The sequence below is a fragment of the Pseudomonas sp. 3HC3 genome (assembly GCF_044904505.1).
Lineage (GTDB): Bacteria > Pseudomonadota > Gammaproteobacteria > Pseudomonadales > Pseudomonadaceae > Aquipseudomonas > Aquipseudomonas putida_Y.
Map to the genome: position 1 here is coordinate 29,450 of NZ_JADDRH010000022.1, position 15,681 is coordinate 45,130.

Consider the following 15,681-nt stretch of genomic DNA (forward strand, 5'->3'; position numbering starts at 1 on the left):
AATTGCCCTACGTGTGGCCTGAGTCCCAGCGAGACAAGGTAAAGAACAGACATGGGTAGCATGCATCCCGTACAGGTGATCGCCGTAACCGGTGGCAAAGGTGGCGTCGGCAAGACTAACGTTTCAGTCAACTTGTCCCTGGCGCTGGCCGAGCTTGGCCGCAGGGTCATGCTGCTGGACGCCGACCTGGGCCTGGCCAATGTCGACGTGTTGCTGGGCCTTGCCCCCAAACGTACCCTCGCCGATGTCATTGAAGGGCGTTGCGAGCTGCGTGACGTGATGCTGCAGGGCCCTGGCGGTGTGCGCATCGTGCCGGCAGCCTCGGGCACCCAGAGCATGGTGCACCTGGCCCCGGCCCAGCACGCCGGGTTGATCCAGGCGTTCAGCGAAATCGGCGACAACCTCGATGTGTTGGTGATCGATACCGCTGCGGGTATCGGTGACTCGGTGGTCAGCTTCGTTCGCGCCGCCCAGGAAGTGCTGTTGGTGGTGTGTGATGAACCTACCTCGATTACCGATGCCTACGCCTTGATCAAGCTGCTCAACCGCGACTACGGCATGAACCGTTTCCGTGTGTTGGCCAACATGGCGCAGAGCCCGCAGGAAGGGCGCAACCTGTTTGCCAAGCTGACCAAGGTCACCGACCGCTTCCTTGACGTTGCCCTGCAGTACGTGGGTGCCGTGCCGTACGACGAGTGCGTGCGCAAGGCGGTACAGAAGCAGCGTGCCGTCTACGAAGCCTTCCCTCGCTCCAAGTGTGCGCTGGCTTTCAAGGCGATTGCCCAGAAGGTCGACAGCTGGCCGCTGCCGGCCAACCCGCGCGGCCATCTGGAGTTCTTTGTCGAGCGCTTGGTGCAACCCACCAGCGCGGGACCCGTGCTATGAACGCCAGTGGCTTCAAGATGTACAGCCGGGCGTCGAAGGACGCCCAGTACGAGCTGATCGAACGCTACGCCCCGCTGGTCAAGCGCATCGCCTACCACCTCTTGGCGCGCTTGCCGGCCAACGTGCAGGTCGAGGACCTGATCCAGGCCGGCATGATCGGCCTGCTGGAAGTGGCCAACAAATACGACGCCAGCAAGGGTGCCAGCTTTGAGACTTACGCCGGCATCCGCATCCGCGGCGCCATGCTGGACGAAGTGCGCAAAGGCGATTGGGCGCCGCGTTCGGTACACCGCAACACCCGTATGGTCAGTGATGCCATGCGTGCGGTTGAAGCCAGAACAGGCCGTGACGCTAAAGATCATGAAGTTGCTGCCGAACTCCAATTGAGTCTCGATGATTACTACGGGATCTTGAACGATACCCTGGGCAGCCGCCTGTTCAGCTTCGACGACCTGTTGCAGGACGGCGAGCACGAAGGGCTGCATGAGGATGGCGCCAGTGGCCAGGTCGAACCTGCGCGCGGCCTGGAGGAGGAGCGCTTCCAGGCTGCCCTGACCGAGGCTATCGCCAACCTGCCGGAGCGTGAGCGCCTGGTGCTGGCGCTGTACTACGACGAAGAGCTGAACCTTAAGGAAATCGGTGAGGTGCTGGGGGTCAGCGAGTCGCGGGTCAGCCAGTTGCACAGCCAGTGTGCCGCGCGCCTGCGCAGCCGCCTGGGGGAATGGCGGGCGCGTTGAGCCCGCTGTCGTTGCAGTCGTTTTCCACGTTGTACCGAATTGAATGAGTGCGTGCTCGGTAGGCCGAGCGCGTTTGAGACTGCTTGGAGGTCTAATTGGACAAGAACATGAAAATCCTCATCGTTGACGACTTTTCGACGATGCGGCGGATCATCAAGAACCTGTTGCGTGACCTGGGTTTCACCAACACCGACGAAGCCGATGACGGCACCACGGCGTTGCCAATGCTGGAGAACGGTCACTACGACTTCCTGGTGACCGACTGGAACATGCCGGGCATGTCCGGCATCGACCTGCTGCGTAAAGTGCGTGCCAGTGACAAGCTGAAAAGCATGCCGGTACTGATGGTGACTGCTGAAGCCAAGCGCGACCAGATCATTGAAGCGGCCCAGGCCGGCGTCAATGGTTATGTGGTCAAGCCGTTCACCGCTCAGGTGCTCAAAGAGAAGATCGAGAAGATCTTCGAACGCGTCAACGGCTGAGTCACGTTACGGGGGGGCGCGTCATGGATTCATCACAAACGTCTTTGGGCGAGTTCGAATCGACCCTGAAGAAGCATGCCCAGGAGTTGGTCGAAAGCCTGGAGCGGGGCCGTTTCGGCGAGGCGGTGCAGCTGATTCACGAGCTGAACCAGACCCGCGACCGCGGCCTGTATCAGGAAGTCGGCAAGCTGACTCGCGAGCTGCACAGTGCCATTGTCAGTTTCCAGATCGACCCCACCATGCCACAGGCAGAAGAGGTGTCGCAGATTACCGACGCCACCGAGCGCCTGTCCTATGTGGTCAAGCTCACCGAGGGCGCGGCCAACCGCACCATGGATCTGGTCGAGGAAAGCACACCGGTGCTCAATGAACTGGCCAGCGAGGCCAAGGCCCTGAGCACCGACTGGCAGCGCTTCATGCGCCGCGAAGTGGCTGCGCCGGAATTTCGTGATCTGGTCAAGCGAGTCGACAGTTTCCTGACGCACAGCGCCGAGGGTAACCGCAAGGTTTCCGGGCACCTCAATGACATTTTGCTGGCCCAGGACTATCAGGACCTGACCGGCCAGGTGATCAAACGCGTCACCACACTGGTGACCGAGGTGGAAAGCAACCTGCTCAAGCTGGTGCTGATGGCCAGCCAGGTCGACCGCTTTGCCGGTATAAACCATGATCACGATCAATTGCGTGCAGAAAAAGATCGAGAAAAACATCCGACTCGGGGTGAAGGTCCGCAGATTCATGCCGATAAGCGTGAAGACGTCGTGTCCGGACAGGACGATGTCGATGATCTGCTGTCCAGCCTTGGTTTTTAAGGAGCACGTTTGATGAGCTTCGGCGCCGATGAAGAAATCCTCCAGGATTTCCTGGTAGAAGCCGGCGAAATTCTTGAGCAATTGTCCGAGCAACTGGTCGAGCTGGAAAGCCGGCCTGACGATGCCGACCTGCTCAATGCGATCTTTCGCGGTTTCCACACTGTAAAAGGGGGCGCCGGCTTCCTTCAGCTGAACGAGCTGGTGGAGTGCTGCCATATCGCCGAGAACGTGTTCGACGTCCTGCGCAAAGGTGAGCGCCGGGTCGATGCGGAACTGATGGATGTGGTGCTCGAGGCACTGGATACGGTCAACAGCATGTTTGGCCAGGTGCGCGAGCGTGCTGAAGTGACGCCGGCCACCCCCGAGCTGCTGGCAGCGTTGGCGCGCCTGGCCGAACCAGGCGCAGCCGAAGCTGTTGCAGCGCCGCCGCCGCCGGCCCCGGTTGCCGACGTGGCGGTTGCGGCTTCGGCCGAGGCCGAGGAGCAGCACCAGGACATCACTGACAGCGAGTTCGAGCAGTTGCTCGATTCGCTCGATGCGGTCAAGGCGCAAGCAGCGGCCGACGAGCAGATGCAGGGTGAGACTGTCAGTGGTGCTGGTGATGAAATCACCGACGCCGAGTTCGAGTCGCTGCTCGACCAGTTGCACGGCAAGGGCCAGTTCAGTGTCGAGGTTGCGGCGCCGCCGGTTGCCGTCAGCAGCGAAGCGACCAGTGATGAGATCACCGACGCCGAATTCGAATCGCTGCTCGACCAACTGCATGGCAAGGGCACCTTCCAGGTCGATGCCTTGCCAGCCGCCCAGGCACCAGCGCCTGCCGTGCCAGACAGCAGCGCAGCCAGCGATGAAATCAGCGAGCACGAATTCGAAGCCCTGCTGGACCAGTTGCACGGCAAGGGCAAGTTCGGTGGCGATGTTGCCGCTGTAGAAGCCCCGGCTGCTGCCCAGGCGCAAGCGCCGGCTGCCGCCAAGGCCGAAAGCCAGCCGGTGGCCAAGCCAGCCGCCGCGCCAGCGCCTTCGCCGGCCAGCAAACCTGCCGCGGCGCCTCGCGCGCCAGCCCCGGCTGCCGAAAAGCATGCCGCCAGCGAAGCAGAAACCACGGTGCGCGTCGATACCGCGCGCCTGGACGAGATCATGAACATGGTCGGCGAGCTGGTGCTGGTGCGTAACCGCCTGGTGCGCCTGGGCCTGAACAGCGGCGATGAGGCCATGTCCAAGGCCGTGTCCAACCTCGACGTGGTCACCGCCGACCTGCAGACCGCGGTGATGAAAACCCGCATGCAGCCGATCAAGAAAGTCTTCGGCCGCTTCCCGCGCCTGGTGCGCGACCTGGCGCGCCAGCTGAAGAAAGAGATCAATCTGGAGCTGGTCGGCGAAGAGACCGACCTTGACAAGAACCTCGTAGAAGCCTTGGCCGACCCGCTGGTGCACTTGGTGCGCAATGCTGTCGACCACGGTATCGAGATGCCCGCCGAGCGTGAAGCTTCTGGCAAGGCGCGTACCGGCCGCGTAGTGCTATCGGCCGAACAGGAAGGTGACCACATCCTGCTGTCGATCTCGGACGATGGCAAGGGCATGGACCCCAACATCCTGCGCGCCAAGGCGGTGGAAAAGGGCCTGATGGACAAGGACGCCGCCGAGCGCCTGAGCGAGTCGGACTGCTACAACCTGATCTTCGCCCCGGGCTTCTCGACCAAGACCGAGATTTCCGATGTGTCCGGGCGTGGCGTGGGCATGGACGTGGTGAAAACCAAGATCTCCCAGCTCAACGGCTCGATCAACATTTTCTCGGCCAAGGGCCAGGGCTCCAAGATCGTCATCAAGGTGCCGCTGACCCTGGCGATCATGCCCACCCTGATGGTGATGCTGGGCAACCAGGCGTTTGCCTTCCCGCTGGTCAACGTCAACGAGATCTTCCACCTCGACCTGTCGCGCACCAACGTGGTCGACGGCCAGGAAGTGGTGATCGTGCGCGACAAGGCGCTGCCGCTGTTCTACCTCAAACGCTGGCTGGTCCAGGGGCAGGTGCACGAAGAGCAGCACGAGGGCCACGTGGTGATTCTGTCGGTCGGCACTCAGCGCATCGGCTTTGTCGTCGACCAACTGGTTGGCCAGGAAGAAGTGGTCATCAAGCCGCTGGGCAAGATGCTGCAGGGCACCCCGGGCATGTCCGGGGCCACCATCACTGGCGACGGTCGCATCGCGTTGATTCTCGACGTTCCGAGCATGCTCAAGCGTTACGCCGCGCGGCGTATTTGATTTCGGTGGCGCGCCCTGCGGGTTGCGCCGCCTAATGGAGTGTTTATGGCAGTCAAGGTCCTGGTGGTGGATGATTCTGGTTTCTTCCGCCGCCGTGTCTCGGAAATCCTCTCGGCGGATCCAACGATCCAGGTAGTGGGAACCGCGACCAACGGCAAGGAAGCAATCGACCAGGCGCTGGCGCTCAAGCCCGATGTCATCACCATGGACTACGAAATGCCCATGATGGATGGCATTACCGCAGTGCGGCACATCATGCAGCGCTGCCCGACGCCCGTGTTGATGTTCTCGTCGCTGACCCATGAAGGCGCCCGTGTCACCCTCGACGCGCTGGATGCCGGCGCAGTGGACTACCTGCCGAAAAACTTCGAGGACATCTCGCGCAACCCTGACAAGGTCAAGCAGATGCTGTGCGAGAAGGTGCACACCATTTCGCGCAGCAACCGCCGGATCGGCAGCTATGCCAGAACGGCGCCGGTCGCCGCGCCAGCGCCCGCCAGCACCTTCACCAGCCAGGCGCAGACGCGCCCGGCTGCGCCTGCCCGTGCAGCAGCCCCGACAGCGGCAGCCTCGCAGTCGCCAGCACCCAAGCGCAAGCCCTACAAACTGGTGGCCATCGGTACCTCCACAGGGGGGCCGGTGGCACTGCAGCGGGTACTGACCCAGCTGCCGGCCAATTTCCCGGCGCCGATCGTGTTGATCCAGCACATGCCGGCGGCCTTCACCAAAGCGTTTGCCGAACGCCTGGACAAGCTGTGCCGCATCAGCGTCAAGGAAGCCGAAGACGGCGACATGCTGCGCCCCGGCCTGGCCCTGCTGGCCCCTGGTGGCAAGCAGATGATGATCGATGGCCGTGGCACGGTGAAGATCCTGCCCGGCGACGAGCGTCTGAACTACAAACCCTGCGTGGACATCACCTTCGGTTCGGCGGCCAAGTCATATGGTGACAAGGTGTTATCGGTAGTGCTCACCGGCATGGGCGCCGATGGCCGCGAAGGCGCGCGCCTGCTCAAGCAGGGGGGCAGCACAGTGTGGGCCCAGGATGAAGCCAGCTGCGTGATTTATGGCATGCCCATGGCCATCGTCAAGGCCAACCTGGCTGATGCCGTGTACAGCCTGGACGATATTGGCAAGCACCTGGTGGAGGCGTGCGTCTGATGGACGTCCTCAGCCTGATCGGTTTGATCCTGGCTTTCGTTGCCATCGTCGGTGGCAACTTTCTTGAAGGCGGTCATGTCGGTGCTCTGGTCAATGGCCCGGCAGCTCTGATCGTGCTGGGTGGTACCCTGGCGGCCGCGTTGTTGCAGTCGCCGCTGTCGTCGTTCAAGCGTGCCTTGCAGATTTTGCGTTGGATCCTGTTTCCACCGCGGGTCGACCTGGCGGGCGGCATCGACCGCGTGGTGAACTGGAGCCTGACCGCTCGCAAAGAAGGCCTGCTGGGCCTGGAAGGGGTAGCTGACAGCGAGCCCGACCCGTATGCGCGCAAGGGCCTGCAACTGCTGGTGGACGGCGCAGAACCGGAAGCCATCCGCAGCATCCTCGAGGTCGACTTCCTTACCCAGGAAGGCCGTGACATTCAGGCAGCCAAGGTATTCGAAAGCATGGGCGGCTATGCGCCAACCATCGGCATCATCGGTGCGGTCATGGGCCTTATCCACGTGATGGGTAATCTGGCCGACCCGTCGCAACTGGGCAATGGCATTGCCGTGGCCTTTGTCGCCACCATTTACGGTGTGGCCAGTGCCAACCTTGTGCTATTGCCGGTCGCCAGCAAGCTCAAGGCCATCGTCATGCGTCAGTCGCGCTACCGCGAAATGCTGCTCGAAGGCCTGCTGTCGATTGCCGAAGGTGAAAACCCGCGCTCGATCGAGCTGAAGCTGCAAGGCTTCATGGAGTAACCCATGCGTCGCCGTCGTCATACCGAGGAACACGAAAACCACGAGCGCTGGCTGGTGTCGTATGCCGACTTCATCACGTTGCTGTTCGCCTTTTTCGTCGTGATGTATTCGATTTCCTCGATCAACGAGGGTAAGTACAAAGTTATTTCCCAGGCCTTGCTCGGGGTATTCAACGACCCTGAGCGCAGCATGAAGCCGATCCCGATTGGCGATGAGCAGCCGCTGAGCGTGCGCCCGGCCGAACCGCTGGTCAAAGACAGTGAGCAGACCGAAGCGGGCCTGGCGGCGACCAATGCCGACCCGTTGAAAACCATCAGCAATGACGTGCGCGATGCCTTTGGCGACCTGATTAAAAGCGACCAGATGACTGTGCGCGGCAACGAACTGTGGGTCGAGATCGAGCTCAATTCGTCGCTGCTGTTTGGCAGTGGTGATGCGATGCCCAGTGACAAGGCGTTTGCGATCATCGAGAAGGTGGCCAACATCCTCAAGCCGTTCGCCAACCCGGTGCACGTCGAAGGCTTCACCGACAACCTGCCGATCCGCACCGCGCAGTACCCCACCAACTGGGAGTTGTCCTCGGCGCGCGCGGCCAGCATCGTGCGGCTGTTGGCCATGGAGGGCGTCAACCCGGCGCGCATGGCCTCGGTGGGCTACGGCGAGTATCAGCCGGTGGCCAGCAACGATACCGCCGAAGGGCGCGCACGCAACCGCCGGGTGGTGCTGGTGATTTCCCGTAACCTGGAAGTGCGCCGCAGCCTGACAGGCTCGGGCAGTGCCAATGCCACACCGGATGCCGCGTTGCGCCGGGCTGGCACACAAAGTGCACCAGCAACGCCAGCAACGGTGGCGGGGCAGTGATTCGTCAATTCCCCGTCGCTGATACGAACACGATTTTGAATGTGCCGCCGTCCCCTGTGGGAGCGGGCATGCCCGCGAAGCCAGCGACTCGGTGAATGGCACCGACTGCGCCGGTGTTCGCGGGCATGCCCGCTCCCATAGAGGGGCGTGCAAGCTTTGAAGTTTTGCGCATGACAGTTGTATCTACAGTGTCCCTGCCAAATCAATAGATAGAGTTTGCTTGATGAGAGTCTGGGCAGTAGCCAATCAAAAAGGTGGTGTCGGCAAGACCACCACTACCATTGCCCTGGCCGGCCTGCTGGCCGAGGCCGGCAAGCGCGTGGTCGTCGTCGACCTCGACCCGCACGGATCGATGACCAGCTACTTTGGGCACAACCCGGATACCTTGGAGCACAGCTGCTACGACCTGTTCCTGCACAAGGGTGCGGTGCCCGAAGGCTTGCCCGGGCAATTGCTGCTGCCCACCAGCGATGATCGCATTTCGCTGTTGCCGTCGAGTACCGCGCTGGCGGTGCTGGAGCGCCAGTCACCAGGACAGAATGGCCTGGGCCTGGTAATCGCCAAGAGTCTGGCGCAGCTGTGGCAGGATTTCGACTATGCCCTGATCGACAGCCCACCCTTGCTGGGTGTGCTGATGGTCAACGCCCTGGCCGCCAGCCAGCAGCTTGTGATCCCGGTGCAAACCGAATTCCTCGCGGTGAAGGGCCTGGAACGCATGGTCGGCACCTTGGCGATGGTCAACCGTTCGCGCAAGCAGGCGCTGCCGTACCAGATCGTACCGACCCTGTTCGACCGTCGTACCCAGGCGTCGCTGGGCACCCTCAAGCTGCTGCGTGACACCTACGGGCAGCATGTATGGCAGGGCTATATCCCGGTGGATACGCGCCTGCGCGACGCCAGTCGCAAGGGCGTCACGCCCTCGCAGTTCGACAGCAAGAGCCGCGGGTTGATCGCCTACAGGGCGCTGCTCAAGCACCTGCTTACTTACAAGAACGCAGTGCAGGTGGCCTGATGACTCAAACTCGGCAAACCAGCACCCGGCCCCAGATGGCCCTGCAATCTTACCTGGACGGCCTGTTGCAGGAGGCCACTGAGTCCGAAAACCAGAGCGAGCCGCCGGCAGTGGCGGATGAGTTCGCCGAGGCGGTGCGCGAGGAGCAGGAACGCGATGCCCGACAGCCGGCCCGGCCTGAGCCCGCCGAAGCCGCCGCCGCCAGCTTTGCCCCGCGGCCGTTCGCCGAACCCCGTCTGGCGGTACTGCCCAGCGTGATGCCGGTGGAAGCCCCGGTGGTGACGGTGGTCGAGCAGGAAATAGTGGCCGAATCCAGCATCCCGGTACTGGTCGAAGAGCAAACCGTGGAACCGGCTGTGCCGCTGGTCGATGTGCATCTGCCGGCGCCCAACCTGCCCGTACCGCCGGCCACTGTCGACGGTCGTCCGGCATGGGCGGCCGAGCCATTTGAATGCCTGCTGTTCGACGTCGCCGGCTTGACCCTGGCGGTGCCGTTGGTGTGCCTGGGTTCGATCTACACCCTGGCTGGCCAGGAGCTGACGCCACTGTTCGGGCAGCCCGACTGGTTCCTCGGCATCCTGACCTGCCAGGCTGGCAACCTGAAGGTGCTGGACACTGCGCGTTGGGTAATGCCCGACCGTTACCGCGATGATTTTCGCCAGGGCCTGCAGTACGTAATTTCGGTGCAGGGCTACGAATGGGGGCTGGCGGTGCATCAGGTCAGCCGTTCGCTGCGCCTGGACCCGTCGGAGATCAAGTGGCGCAGCCAGCGTGGCCAGCGCCCGTGGCTGGCCGGTACCGTAATCGAACACATGTGTGCACTGCTCGACGTCGCCGCACTGGCCGAGCTGATCGCCAGCGGTGCGGTCAAGCAGATGCACGCCAACCAGAAATGACACAGAACATACCGCCAACGGCGGATTTTGAGGGTAGGGGAATGAAAAAGTCGTCTGCACAAGGTTCCGAAGATCCGATCCTGCAGTGGGTTACCTTCCGTCTGGACAACGAGTCCTACGGCATCAATGTGATGCAGGTGCAGGAAGTACTGCGCTACACCGAGATCGCCCCGGTGCCGGGCGCGCCGAGCTACGTGCTGGGCATCATCAATTTGCGCGGTAACGTGGTGACGGTGATCGACACGCGTCAGCGTTTTGGCCTGATGCCGACCGAAGTGACCGACAACACCCGTATCGTCATCATCGAAGCCGACAAGCAAGTGGTCGGCATTCTGGTCGACAGCGTGGCCGAAGTGGTTTACCTGCGCCAGTCCGAAATCGAGACTGCGCCGAACGTGGGTAACGAAGAGTCGGCCAAGTTCATTCAGGGCGTGTGCAACAAGAATGGCGAGCTGCTGATCCTGGTCGAACTGGACAAGATGATGACCGAGGAAGAGTGGTCCGAGCTGGAGAACATCTGAGTTGATCCTACAGGTTGCTGTCATCTTCCTGGCGCTGGCCTGGGCGCTGAGCCTGTGGTTTTTCCTCAACTACAGCAAGCGCCAGCGCGAGCTGGCTGCGCAGCAGGCCGAGGGTGATGCGCTGCGTGACCAGCGCATCAAGGACTTGGCCAAGCGTCTGGATGACTACCAGAACGGTACCGTGCGCATGGGTGAGGCCATCCATGAGCTGCGTGCGGCGGTGGCCACCCTGCCGGACCGGCTGGAGCGCCTCGAACAGCGCGACCCGAGCAACGTTACCTTTAGCCAGGCGGCCAAGCTGGTGGGGATGGGGGCGAGTATCGATGAGTTGACCCAGAGCTGCGGCCTGACCCAGGCCGAGGCCGAGTTGATGAGCAAGGTGTACCGGGCTCCTTGATTGGGGCTGGCAGGTATCCTTGGCAGCCGGTTCGTCGCCTGGGAAATCGAGCGACGCCCACGCGACGCTCGATCTGAACGGTGCCGCCGGGCCCGTTCGGTACCCGCTGTTCATTTCAGTTGCGAACCCAGGAATGGTTGCCGCCGACGCCGGCGAATCGGTTCAGGGGCAGCAGTTGCCTCAGGGCTGTATTGGCTTGCGAAGGGTTGATGAATGGATAGGTGTTGACGCGTGGCATGGTGTGCAGGTTGATGATCTGGCGCAGGGTCCGCAACCCGGGTAGATGGCGATCGACCACTTCGGTGAGCAGCGCCGGCCCGGTGAGATAGCTGAGCGTATTGGCATAGCGGTAGAAACCGCTCGGGTCCTGTTCCAGGCTCGGTCGGCTTTCGTAGAAGTCTGCATGGGTCTGGTAACGTGCGAGCATTTCGTCGGAGATCGCATCCAGCAGCGGGTTGCCGGGGTGGCTACCCATGAGGCTGGTGTTGTACAGGCAATTCATGCTCATTTTCTCGTTGGACATTGGCGGTGGCAGCAGCAGCCCATCGGCTGGGGTGCGCAGCTCGACCTGATCGATCGTTTCGCCCTTGCCGTCCGGCAGCAGGAAATCGTCTACGTCCATGTATAGCCCGCCCTCATGGTGCAGCATCCGGTAGCGCAGCACATCTGTCGCAGACGCGTAATTGGTGGCGATGCCACCATTGCCATCCAGCGCTGCCTCGTACTGCGCGTAATAGCGGCTCTGGCGGAAGGCCCGGAAGAAGCCTTGCTCTTCAAGCGGCAATACCTGCAGCCCCGGCGCCCGGGCTGCCAATAGCGTTGCGTTCTGTTCGTAGGCGGTAGGCGAAGCCTTCGACAGAAACAGGCGCATGCTGTATTCGCTGTCGCTCAGGCGCGCGGCGTTGGCGGCAAGGTTGGCCAGCAATGGCTCGCTTATGACTTTGTCGCCGACCCAGAGGCTGGAGATAAGTTTGGGGATGGGGGTGCTGTCCGGCGCCGGTGTCGGAATGGTGACTGGCAGTGGCAGGTCCACACCCAGCGCGCGCAAGGTGCGGGTGCGCATGGCGTCGGTGACTGGGCGCTGCCTGTCGAGCGCCACAAGGTCACGACTGCCAGGTACTGCGATGTAGGCTTGCGGCTCGACCTCGTTGACGGTTTCCTTGATGATGAATGCGTCGTGCTCCAGGTCATAGACCACGCGTGCATTGTAGGTTTCGATGCTGCATTCCAGGTCGTCCAGTTCGCCATCGTAGTGTGGCAAGCGTATCACCGCGCCGGCAACAGCTGGGTCGCCTTCGTCAAGCGGTGTAATCGGCTCGTGGTTGTGGAAGTACTCCGCGCCTTCTGGCTCGGGAAGCCGTGGTGGACGGGTCGGGCTTAGCGGGTAGCCGAGCTGCCCGTTGACCTCGCGCGGCATGACAAAACCATCGCTTTTGAACTCGAACAGGGCCTTGATGCCTGCCGTGCCCTCCGTTGCCAACGGTACGGCGTTGAACAACCCCCAGGCGATGTCGCCAACCCCGTCCTGTTTGGCTTTCAGGCTGTGGCCGTTGATCACCTGATCCAGGCCCAGGCCCAACTGGGCAATGCCACCGACTGCCAGCAATGGCGCCAGCCCCGGCACCACCAGGCACAGTGGCGCCAGCAGGTTGAGCGTGTTGGTGAGGTAGCCTCGCCATCTGGCTTTGGTAACCTGGCTATCGGTGGTGATGACAAAATCGGCATCGTCGTAGCTGCGCTGGCGCTGGCGCTCGGTCAGGGCTGCGAACATATCCCCGGTCAGTTTGGGGTTGTATTTGCCAGGTTTGTAGTTCACGTAGGTTCTGGGGGGCCAGACGCCATCATCGTTGAAGTAACCATGTTCAGGCGGCAGTCGGTGCCGGTCCGGATAGTCGCCAAGGCCTTCTAGCGCGGTGTCCAGGCCGCTGAAGTCGAGGCCCTGAGGACGGTCGGCGAGCCTGAAGTGTTGTTTGAGTGCCTCGCGTCGGGCGGGGTCCTTGCACTGATCGCCCACCCAGTCCTTGAGCAGGTTCTCGCTGGCGAATTCGAGCAAGGGCGAGCTGTTACCTGGCATGTACAGCAGGGTCAGATCGCTGTGGGGGGCATTGATGTACAGCAGGTCGGTGGCCGCATAGCCATAGATGCTCAGCGTGCTCACTCGCATCTTGAAGCGCTGCGGCATCATGCCGGCGGCTTGCCATGCCAGCTCCCTGGCGGCATCGCTCAGGCGCCCCTGGCTGACCTGGGCGTTGCAGGCGGCGATGAAATTGAGCTTGCTGGCCAGGCGGTGACTGTCCTGATGCTCCTGCCAGTAAGCGTCGAGCATGGCTTTGAACGGCTGGTGAAAGTCCAGCGCTTCTATGAACCGCTGGAAGGCTTCAGCCGGAACCTGAACGTGGGTCGAAGCATCGTAACGGGCGGGGGACGATCGCTGGAACAGGCCGTTATACACCTCGAAGGCCGCGCCCTGATGGCCAAAGCCCAGCGTTGGCAGGCGATCGACCAGCTTCAGCGGCCCTTGGGGGAAGGTGCCTGCCCAAGGGTTGGCGAACAGTGCGCCGATGAGGTTGTTATCGGACTCCCCTTGCCAGTTGCCCAGCAGCGCCTGGGTCATGCTCTGGGTCTGCTGGACCGCTGCCACATACCCTTGGTCATCCGGCCGGTAGTGCAGGGTGACCACATCGACGCGATCGGGGTCGATATGCACACCTTGCCCGGCAAGCCACTGCCGGATCAAGCGATTGGCTTCGCGGTCCGGGCGTGGGATGTTGGCCAGATGGTCTACTACGAATTGCACACCTTGGGCGTTGATTCTGCTGTCGATCATGACGGTCACCTTGTACGTGGGAGGCCGACAAGGTTGGGCGCATGGTGGGAGAGGGGGTGGTAGATAGTTACCGGCCAGTACCGGGCAGCAGGGGCAATGGCGGGGTGATATCGTGCTCTTCCGGAGGCGCATCGTCGAAACCGGCGGGTACCTTGCCGCGCAGTTGCCAGGCGAAGGCGATGATCTCGGCAATGGTCAGGTACAGCGCCTCGGGTATTTGATCGCCCAGCTCCAGCCGTGCCAGCAGGCGTACCAGCTCGGCGTTTTCGTAGATCGGCACTTCGTGTTCGCGGGCGAGCGCAAGGATGGCCTCGGCCAGTTCCTCGTCGCCCTTGGCGGTGAGGGTCGGTGCCTGATGGCCGTCGTAGTTCAGCGCTATGGCTTGGCGTGGTGTCGTGTGGCTCATGCGGTTTCGTCCACCCAGCGTTGTTCCATTCGTGTGCGTGGCCCCAGTGGTGGAATGCCCGGGTAGCACTCCAGGTCGCCGACTTCCAGGCCCCGGGCCTGCAGGCGCTCGCGCAGCGCGCCGAGCTGGGTGTCGATCAAGCGCGCGGTCTGCTCGCGCTCCGCCCATAGCTGCCCACTCAAACGGCCCTGGCTCAGTTGCGCCTGTACTTGCATGGGGCCGAGCGGGGACAGGTCAAAGGCCAGCTCGATGCGCCACAGGGCTTGCCGAGGGTCTTGGGCTTTATATTGGCGGTCGGCTTGTTGTTGCGGGGTTTCTTCGCGTTGCAGTTTGACTTGCAGCGGGATGAACTCCTGGCCGTGGCGGATAGGCACTTCGGTTTGCCAGGTGGTCTGCAGGTTGCCGTTCTCCAGCGTGCCGGTCTGTTGCAGGCTGCTCATGGCGTGGCTCTGCAAGCGTGAAACGGCAGCAGCAGCCAGGCGCAGCAACTGTTGCAGGTCGCCTTCGTCCTCCAGGGCCTTTAGCAGTCGCGACGGTAACGGGAAAGCTCCCGGCTGCGGCTTGGGGCTGACCCGTTCGAGCATGCCCAGTGCGCTGCGCGCCAGTGCCGGCATGGTCACGGCCAGGCTGGCGGGGTTGAGATTGGTGGCGCCCGCCGCAAGGGCGGGGGCCTGGTCCATCAGCCGCAACAAATGCGCCTTGAGGTCGGTGGCGACGCTGGCGGTGGATCCACTCAGCAGCTTCGCCTCGAGAAAGCCGCCGCTGTTGTTCAGGGCCTGGGCCACTGCCTTGGCGTCGCCCAGTTGTCGGGCGTCCGGCAAGCCGGCCAGCAGGCGCTCGGCACTGGCGCGCAGGTCGCCATCGACGCCTGGGTCGCGGGTGAGTTGTTGCAGGGCGTTGAGCAGGCCTGGCAGCGAGGCTTGGCGGTTTTGTTGGGTCAGCAGCTGTTGAGCAATGCTGAGTTGGTCCTGCCTGCCGCTGAGCGGCACGAAGCGCAATGACTGATCGCCCTGCACCAAGGCGCTGAGCAGGCTGCCAATGGCCAGCGGGCGCGGGCTGTCGATGCTCAGCGTGGCACCGGCCTGGGTGCTGTTGAGCAAGCTGACCAGCGCCCGGTACACGGCCGGTTGGCCGGGTGCCTGGGCCAGCGGCTGGTTGGTCAGGACCTTGCCTTGCAGCAAGGTGCCGACCGGCACCTTGCTGGTGTCCAGCTGGGTGAGGGTGGCGACCTGGCTGGCGCTGGCCTGTTGCAACATGATCGCCAGGCGATTGCTTTCGGTCTGGCTGACGGTGATCTGGCTGCCTTGGGGCAGCGGCTGGCTGGCGTTGGCCTGCAGTTGGGTCTGCACGCCGTTGGCCTGCATCAGCCTTAGCACCAGTTGAAAGTCCTGGCCCGTCTGGCGCAACGATAAAACCTCGGCTTGCGCGGTTTCGCCGGGGGCCAGCAGCCCGGGTTGCGCCTGGATCAGGCGCAGCAGTTCGCCGGTCATGCCTGCCTTCATGGTTTGGCTGCTGATCGCGTTTTGTGCGCCGAGACTATTGATTTCAGTCATGATTGTATACAACCTGTCGAGCCCGGCCTCTTGGCAGCGCGGCGGCGCGTGTAATAATGCCGAGCGCCCGTGGTTGCCAGTATAACGGCAGCGCGCGGGGCGACTTGAGACACAAGGGCTTTGGAGCGGTGTTGG

The 15,681-nt window shown here is 62.6% G+C and carries 15 protein-coding genes; 12 read left to right on the plus strand and 3 right to left on the minus strand.

Features of this window, described 5'->3' with window-relative positions; genetic code table 11:
* Nucleotides 1-51: 51 nt before the first annotated feature.
* The 12 genes from fleN (at nt 52) to INQ47_RS22240 (ending at nt 10,760) form a co-directional block, all read left to right on the plus strand.
* Complete coding sequence (fleN, locus tag INQ47_RS22185) at nt 52-885, plus strand: flagellar synthesis regulator FleN (RefSeq protein ID WP_021785193.1); 834 nt, start codon at nt 52-54, stop codon at nt 883-885.
* A complete protein-coding gene (fliA, locus tag INQ47_RS22190) occupies nt 882-1,622 on the plus strand; it encodes an RNA polymerase sigma factor FliA (protein ID WP_404702594.1) in 741 nt (246 codons plus the stop codon). The genes fleN and fliA overlap by 4 nt, the downstream gene beginning before the upstream one ends.
* A gap of 107 nt (nt 1,623-1,729) precedes the next feature.
* On the plus strand, nt 1,730-2,104 hold the full coding sequence (locus INQ47_RS22195; protein WP_010955070.1) for a chemotaxis response regulator CheY: 375 nt from the start codon (nt 1,730-1,732) through the stop codon (nt 2,102-2,104).
* Between the two features lie 23 nt (nt 2,105-2,127).
* A complete protein-coding gene (locus INQ47_RS22200) occupies nt 2,128-2,916 on the plus strand; it encodes a protein phosphatase CheZ (protein WP_176685414.1) in 789 nt (262 codons plus the stop codon).
* Nucleotides 2,917-2,928: 12 nt separating this feature from the next.
* Nucleotides 2,929-5,175, plus strand: coding sequence for a chemotaxis protein CheA (locus tag INQ47_RS22205; protein WP_404702595.1), 2,247 nt, complete (start codon nt 2,929-2,931; stop codon nt 5,173-5,175).
* Between the two features lie 45 nt (nt 5,176-5,220).
* Nucleotides 5,221-6,333, plus strand: a complete 1,113-nt coding sequence (locus tag INQ47_RS22210) for a chemotaxis response regulator protein-glutamate methylesterase (protein ID WP_176685416.1) — start codon at nt 5,221-5,223, stop codon at nt 6,331-6,333.
* Nucleotides 6,333-7,073 (plus strand): flagellar motor protein, encoded by a 741-nt coding sequence (locus INQ47_RS22215; protein WP_003254399.1) that lies wholly within the window; start codon nt 6,333-6,335, stop codon nt 7,071-7,073. Before INQ47_RS22210 ends, INQ47_RS22215 begins: the two co-directional genes overlap by 1 nt.
* A 3-nt stretch (nt 7,074-7,076) precedes the next feature.
* On the plus strand, nt 7,077-7,934 hold the full coding sequence (motD, locus tag INQ47_RS22220) for a flagellar motor protein MotD (RefSeq protein ID WP_209967355.1): 858 nt from the start codon (nt 7,077-7,079) through the stop codon (nt 7,932-7,934).
* 223 nt (nt 7,935-8,157) lie between these two features.
* Nucleotides 8,158-8,946, plus strand: a complete 789-nt coding sequence (locus tag INQ47_RS22225) for a ParA family protein (protein ID WP_252460547.1) — start codon at nt 8,158-8,160, stop codon at nt 8,944-8,946.
* Complete coding sequence (locus INQ47_RS22230) at nt 8,946-9,842, plus strand: CheW domain-containing protein (RefSeq protein ID WP_279934518.1); 897 nt, start codon at nt 8,946-8,948, stop codon at nt 9,840-9,842. The genes INQ47_RS22225 and INQ47_RS22230 overlap by 1 nt, the downstream gene beginning before the upstream one ends.
* A 41-nt stretch (nt 9,843-9,883) precedes the next feature.
* Nucleotides 9,884-10,363 (plus strand): chemotaxis protein CheW, encoded by a 480-nt coding sequence (locus tag INQ47_RS22235; protein WP_003254393.1) that lies wholly within the window; start codon nt 9,884-9,886, stop codon nt 10,361-10,363.
* A gap of 1 nt (nt 10,364) precedes the next feature.
* Nucleotides 10,365-10,760: a DUF2802 domain-containing protein gene (locus INQ47_RS22240; RefSeq protein ID WP_252460549.1), complete on the plus strand. Its 396-nt coding sequence runs from the start codon at nt 10,365-10,367 to the stop codon at nt 10,758-10,760.
* Nucleotides 10,761-10,875: 115 nt separating this feature from the next.
* On the opposite strand, the gene INQ47_RS22245 is transcribed toward INQ47_RS22240, so the two are convergent.
* The 3 genes from INQ47_RS22245 to INQ47_RS22255 all read right to left on the minus strand — a co-directional run bounded on the left by INQ47_RS22245 (nt 10,876) and on the right by INQ47_RS22255 (nt 15,546).
* A complete protein-coding gene (locus INQ47_RS22245) occupies nt 10,876-13,587 on the minus strand; it encodes a dermonecrotic toxin domain-containing protein (protein WP_252460550.1) in 2,712 nt (903 codons plus the stop codon).
* A 67-nt stretch (nt 13,588-13,654) separates the two neighbouring features.
* Complete coding sequence (locus INQ47_RS22250) at nt 13,655-13,993, minus strand: EscU/YscU/HrcU family type III secretion system export apparatus switch protein (protein ID WP_021785204.1); 339 nt, start codon at nt 13,991-13,993, stop codon at nt 13,655-13,657.
* Nucleotides 13,990-15,546, minus strand: coding sequence for a flagellar hook-length control protein FliK (locus INQ47_RS22255; protein ID WP_404702596.1), 1,557 nt, complete (start codon nt 15,544-15,546; stop codon nt 13,990-13,992). The genes INQ47_RS22250 and INQ47_RS22255 overlap by 4 nt, the downstream gene beginning before the upstream one ends.
* Nucleotides 15,547-15,681: the final 135 nt, after the last annotated feature.

Excerpts from the sequence above, each read along its gene's own strand:
- fleN (WP_021785193.1), top strand. The coding sequence starts at position 52 with ATGGGTAGCATGCATCCCGTACAGGTGATCGCCGTAACCGGTGGCAAA.
- fliA (WP_404702594.1), top strand. The coding sequence starts at position 882 with ATGAACGCCAGTGGCTTCAAGATGTACAGCCGGGCGTCGAAGGACGCC.
- INQ47_RS22195 (WP_010955070.1), top strand. The coding sequence starts at position 1,730 with ATGAAAATCCTCATCGTTGACGACTTTTCGACGATGCGGCGGATCATC.
- INQ47_RS22200 (WP_176685414.1), top strand. The coding sequence starts at position 2,128 with ATGGATTCATCACAAACGTCTTTGGGCGAGTTCGAATCGACCCTGAAG.
- INQ47_RS22205 (WP_404702595.1), top strand. The coding sequence starts at position 2,929 with ATGAGCTTCGGCGCCGATGAAGAAATCCTCCAGGATTTCCTGGTAGAA.
- INQ47_RS22210 (WP_176685416.1), top strand. The coding sequence starts at position 5,221 with ATGGCAGTCAAGGTCCTGGTGGTGGATGATTCTGGTTTCTTCCGCCGC.
- INQ47_RS22215 (WP_003254399.1), top strand. The coding sequence starts at position 6,333 with ATGGACGTCCTCAGCCTGATCGGTTTGATCCTGGCTTTCGTTGCCATC.
- motD (WP_209967355.1), top strand. The coding sequence starts at position 7,077 with ATGCGTCGCCGTCGTCATACCGAGGAACACGAAAACCACGAGCGCTGG.
- INQ47_RS22225 (WP_252460547.1), top strand. The coding sequence starts at position 8,158 with ATGAGAGTCTGGGCAGTAGCCAATCAAAAAGGTGGTGTCGGCAAGACC.
- INQ47_RS22230 (WP_279934518.1), top strand. The coding sequence starts at position 8,946 with ATGACTCAAACTCGGCAAACCAGCACCCGGCCCCAGATGGCCCTGCAA.
- INQ47_RS22235 (WP_003254393.1), top strand. The coding sequence starts at position 9,884 with ATGAAAAAGTCGTCTGCACAAGGTTCCGAAGATCCGATCCTGCAGTGG.
- INQ47_RS22245 (WP_252460550.1), bottom strand. The coding sequence starts at position 13,587 with ATGATCGACAGCAGAATCAACGCCCAAGGTGTGCAATTCGTAGTAGAC.
- INQ47_RS22250 (WP_021785204.1), bottom strand. The coding sequence starts at position 13,993 with ATGAGCCACACGACACCACGCCAAGCCATAGCGCTGAACTACGACGGC.
- INQ47_RS22255 (WP_404702596.1), bottom strand. The coding sequence starts at position 15,546 with ATGACTGAAATCAATAGTCTCGGCGCACAAAACGCGATCAGCAGCCAA.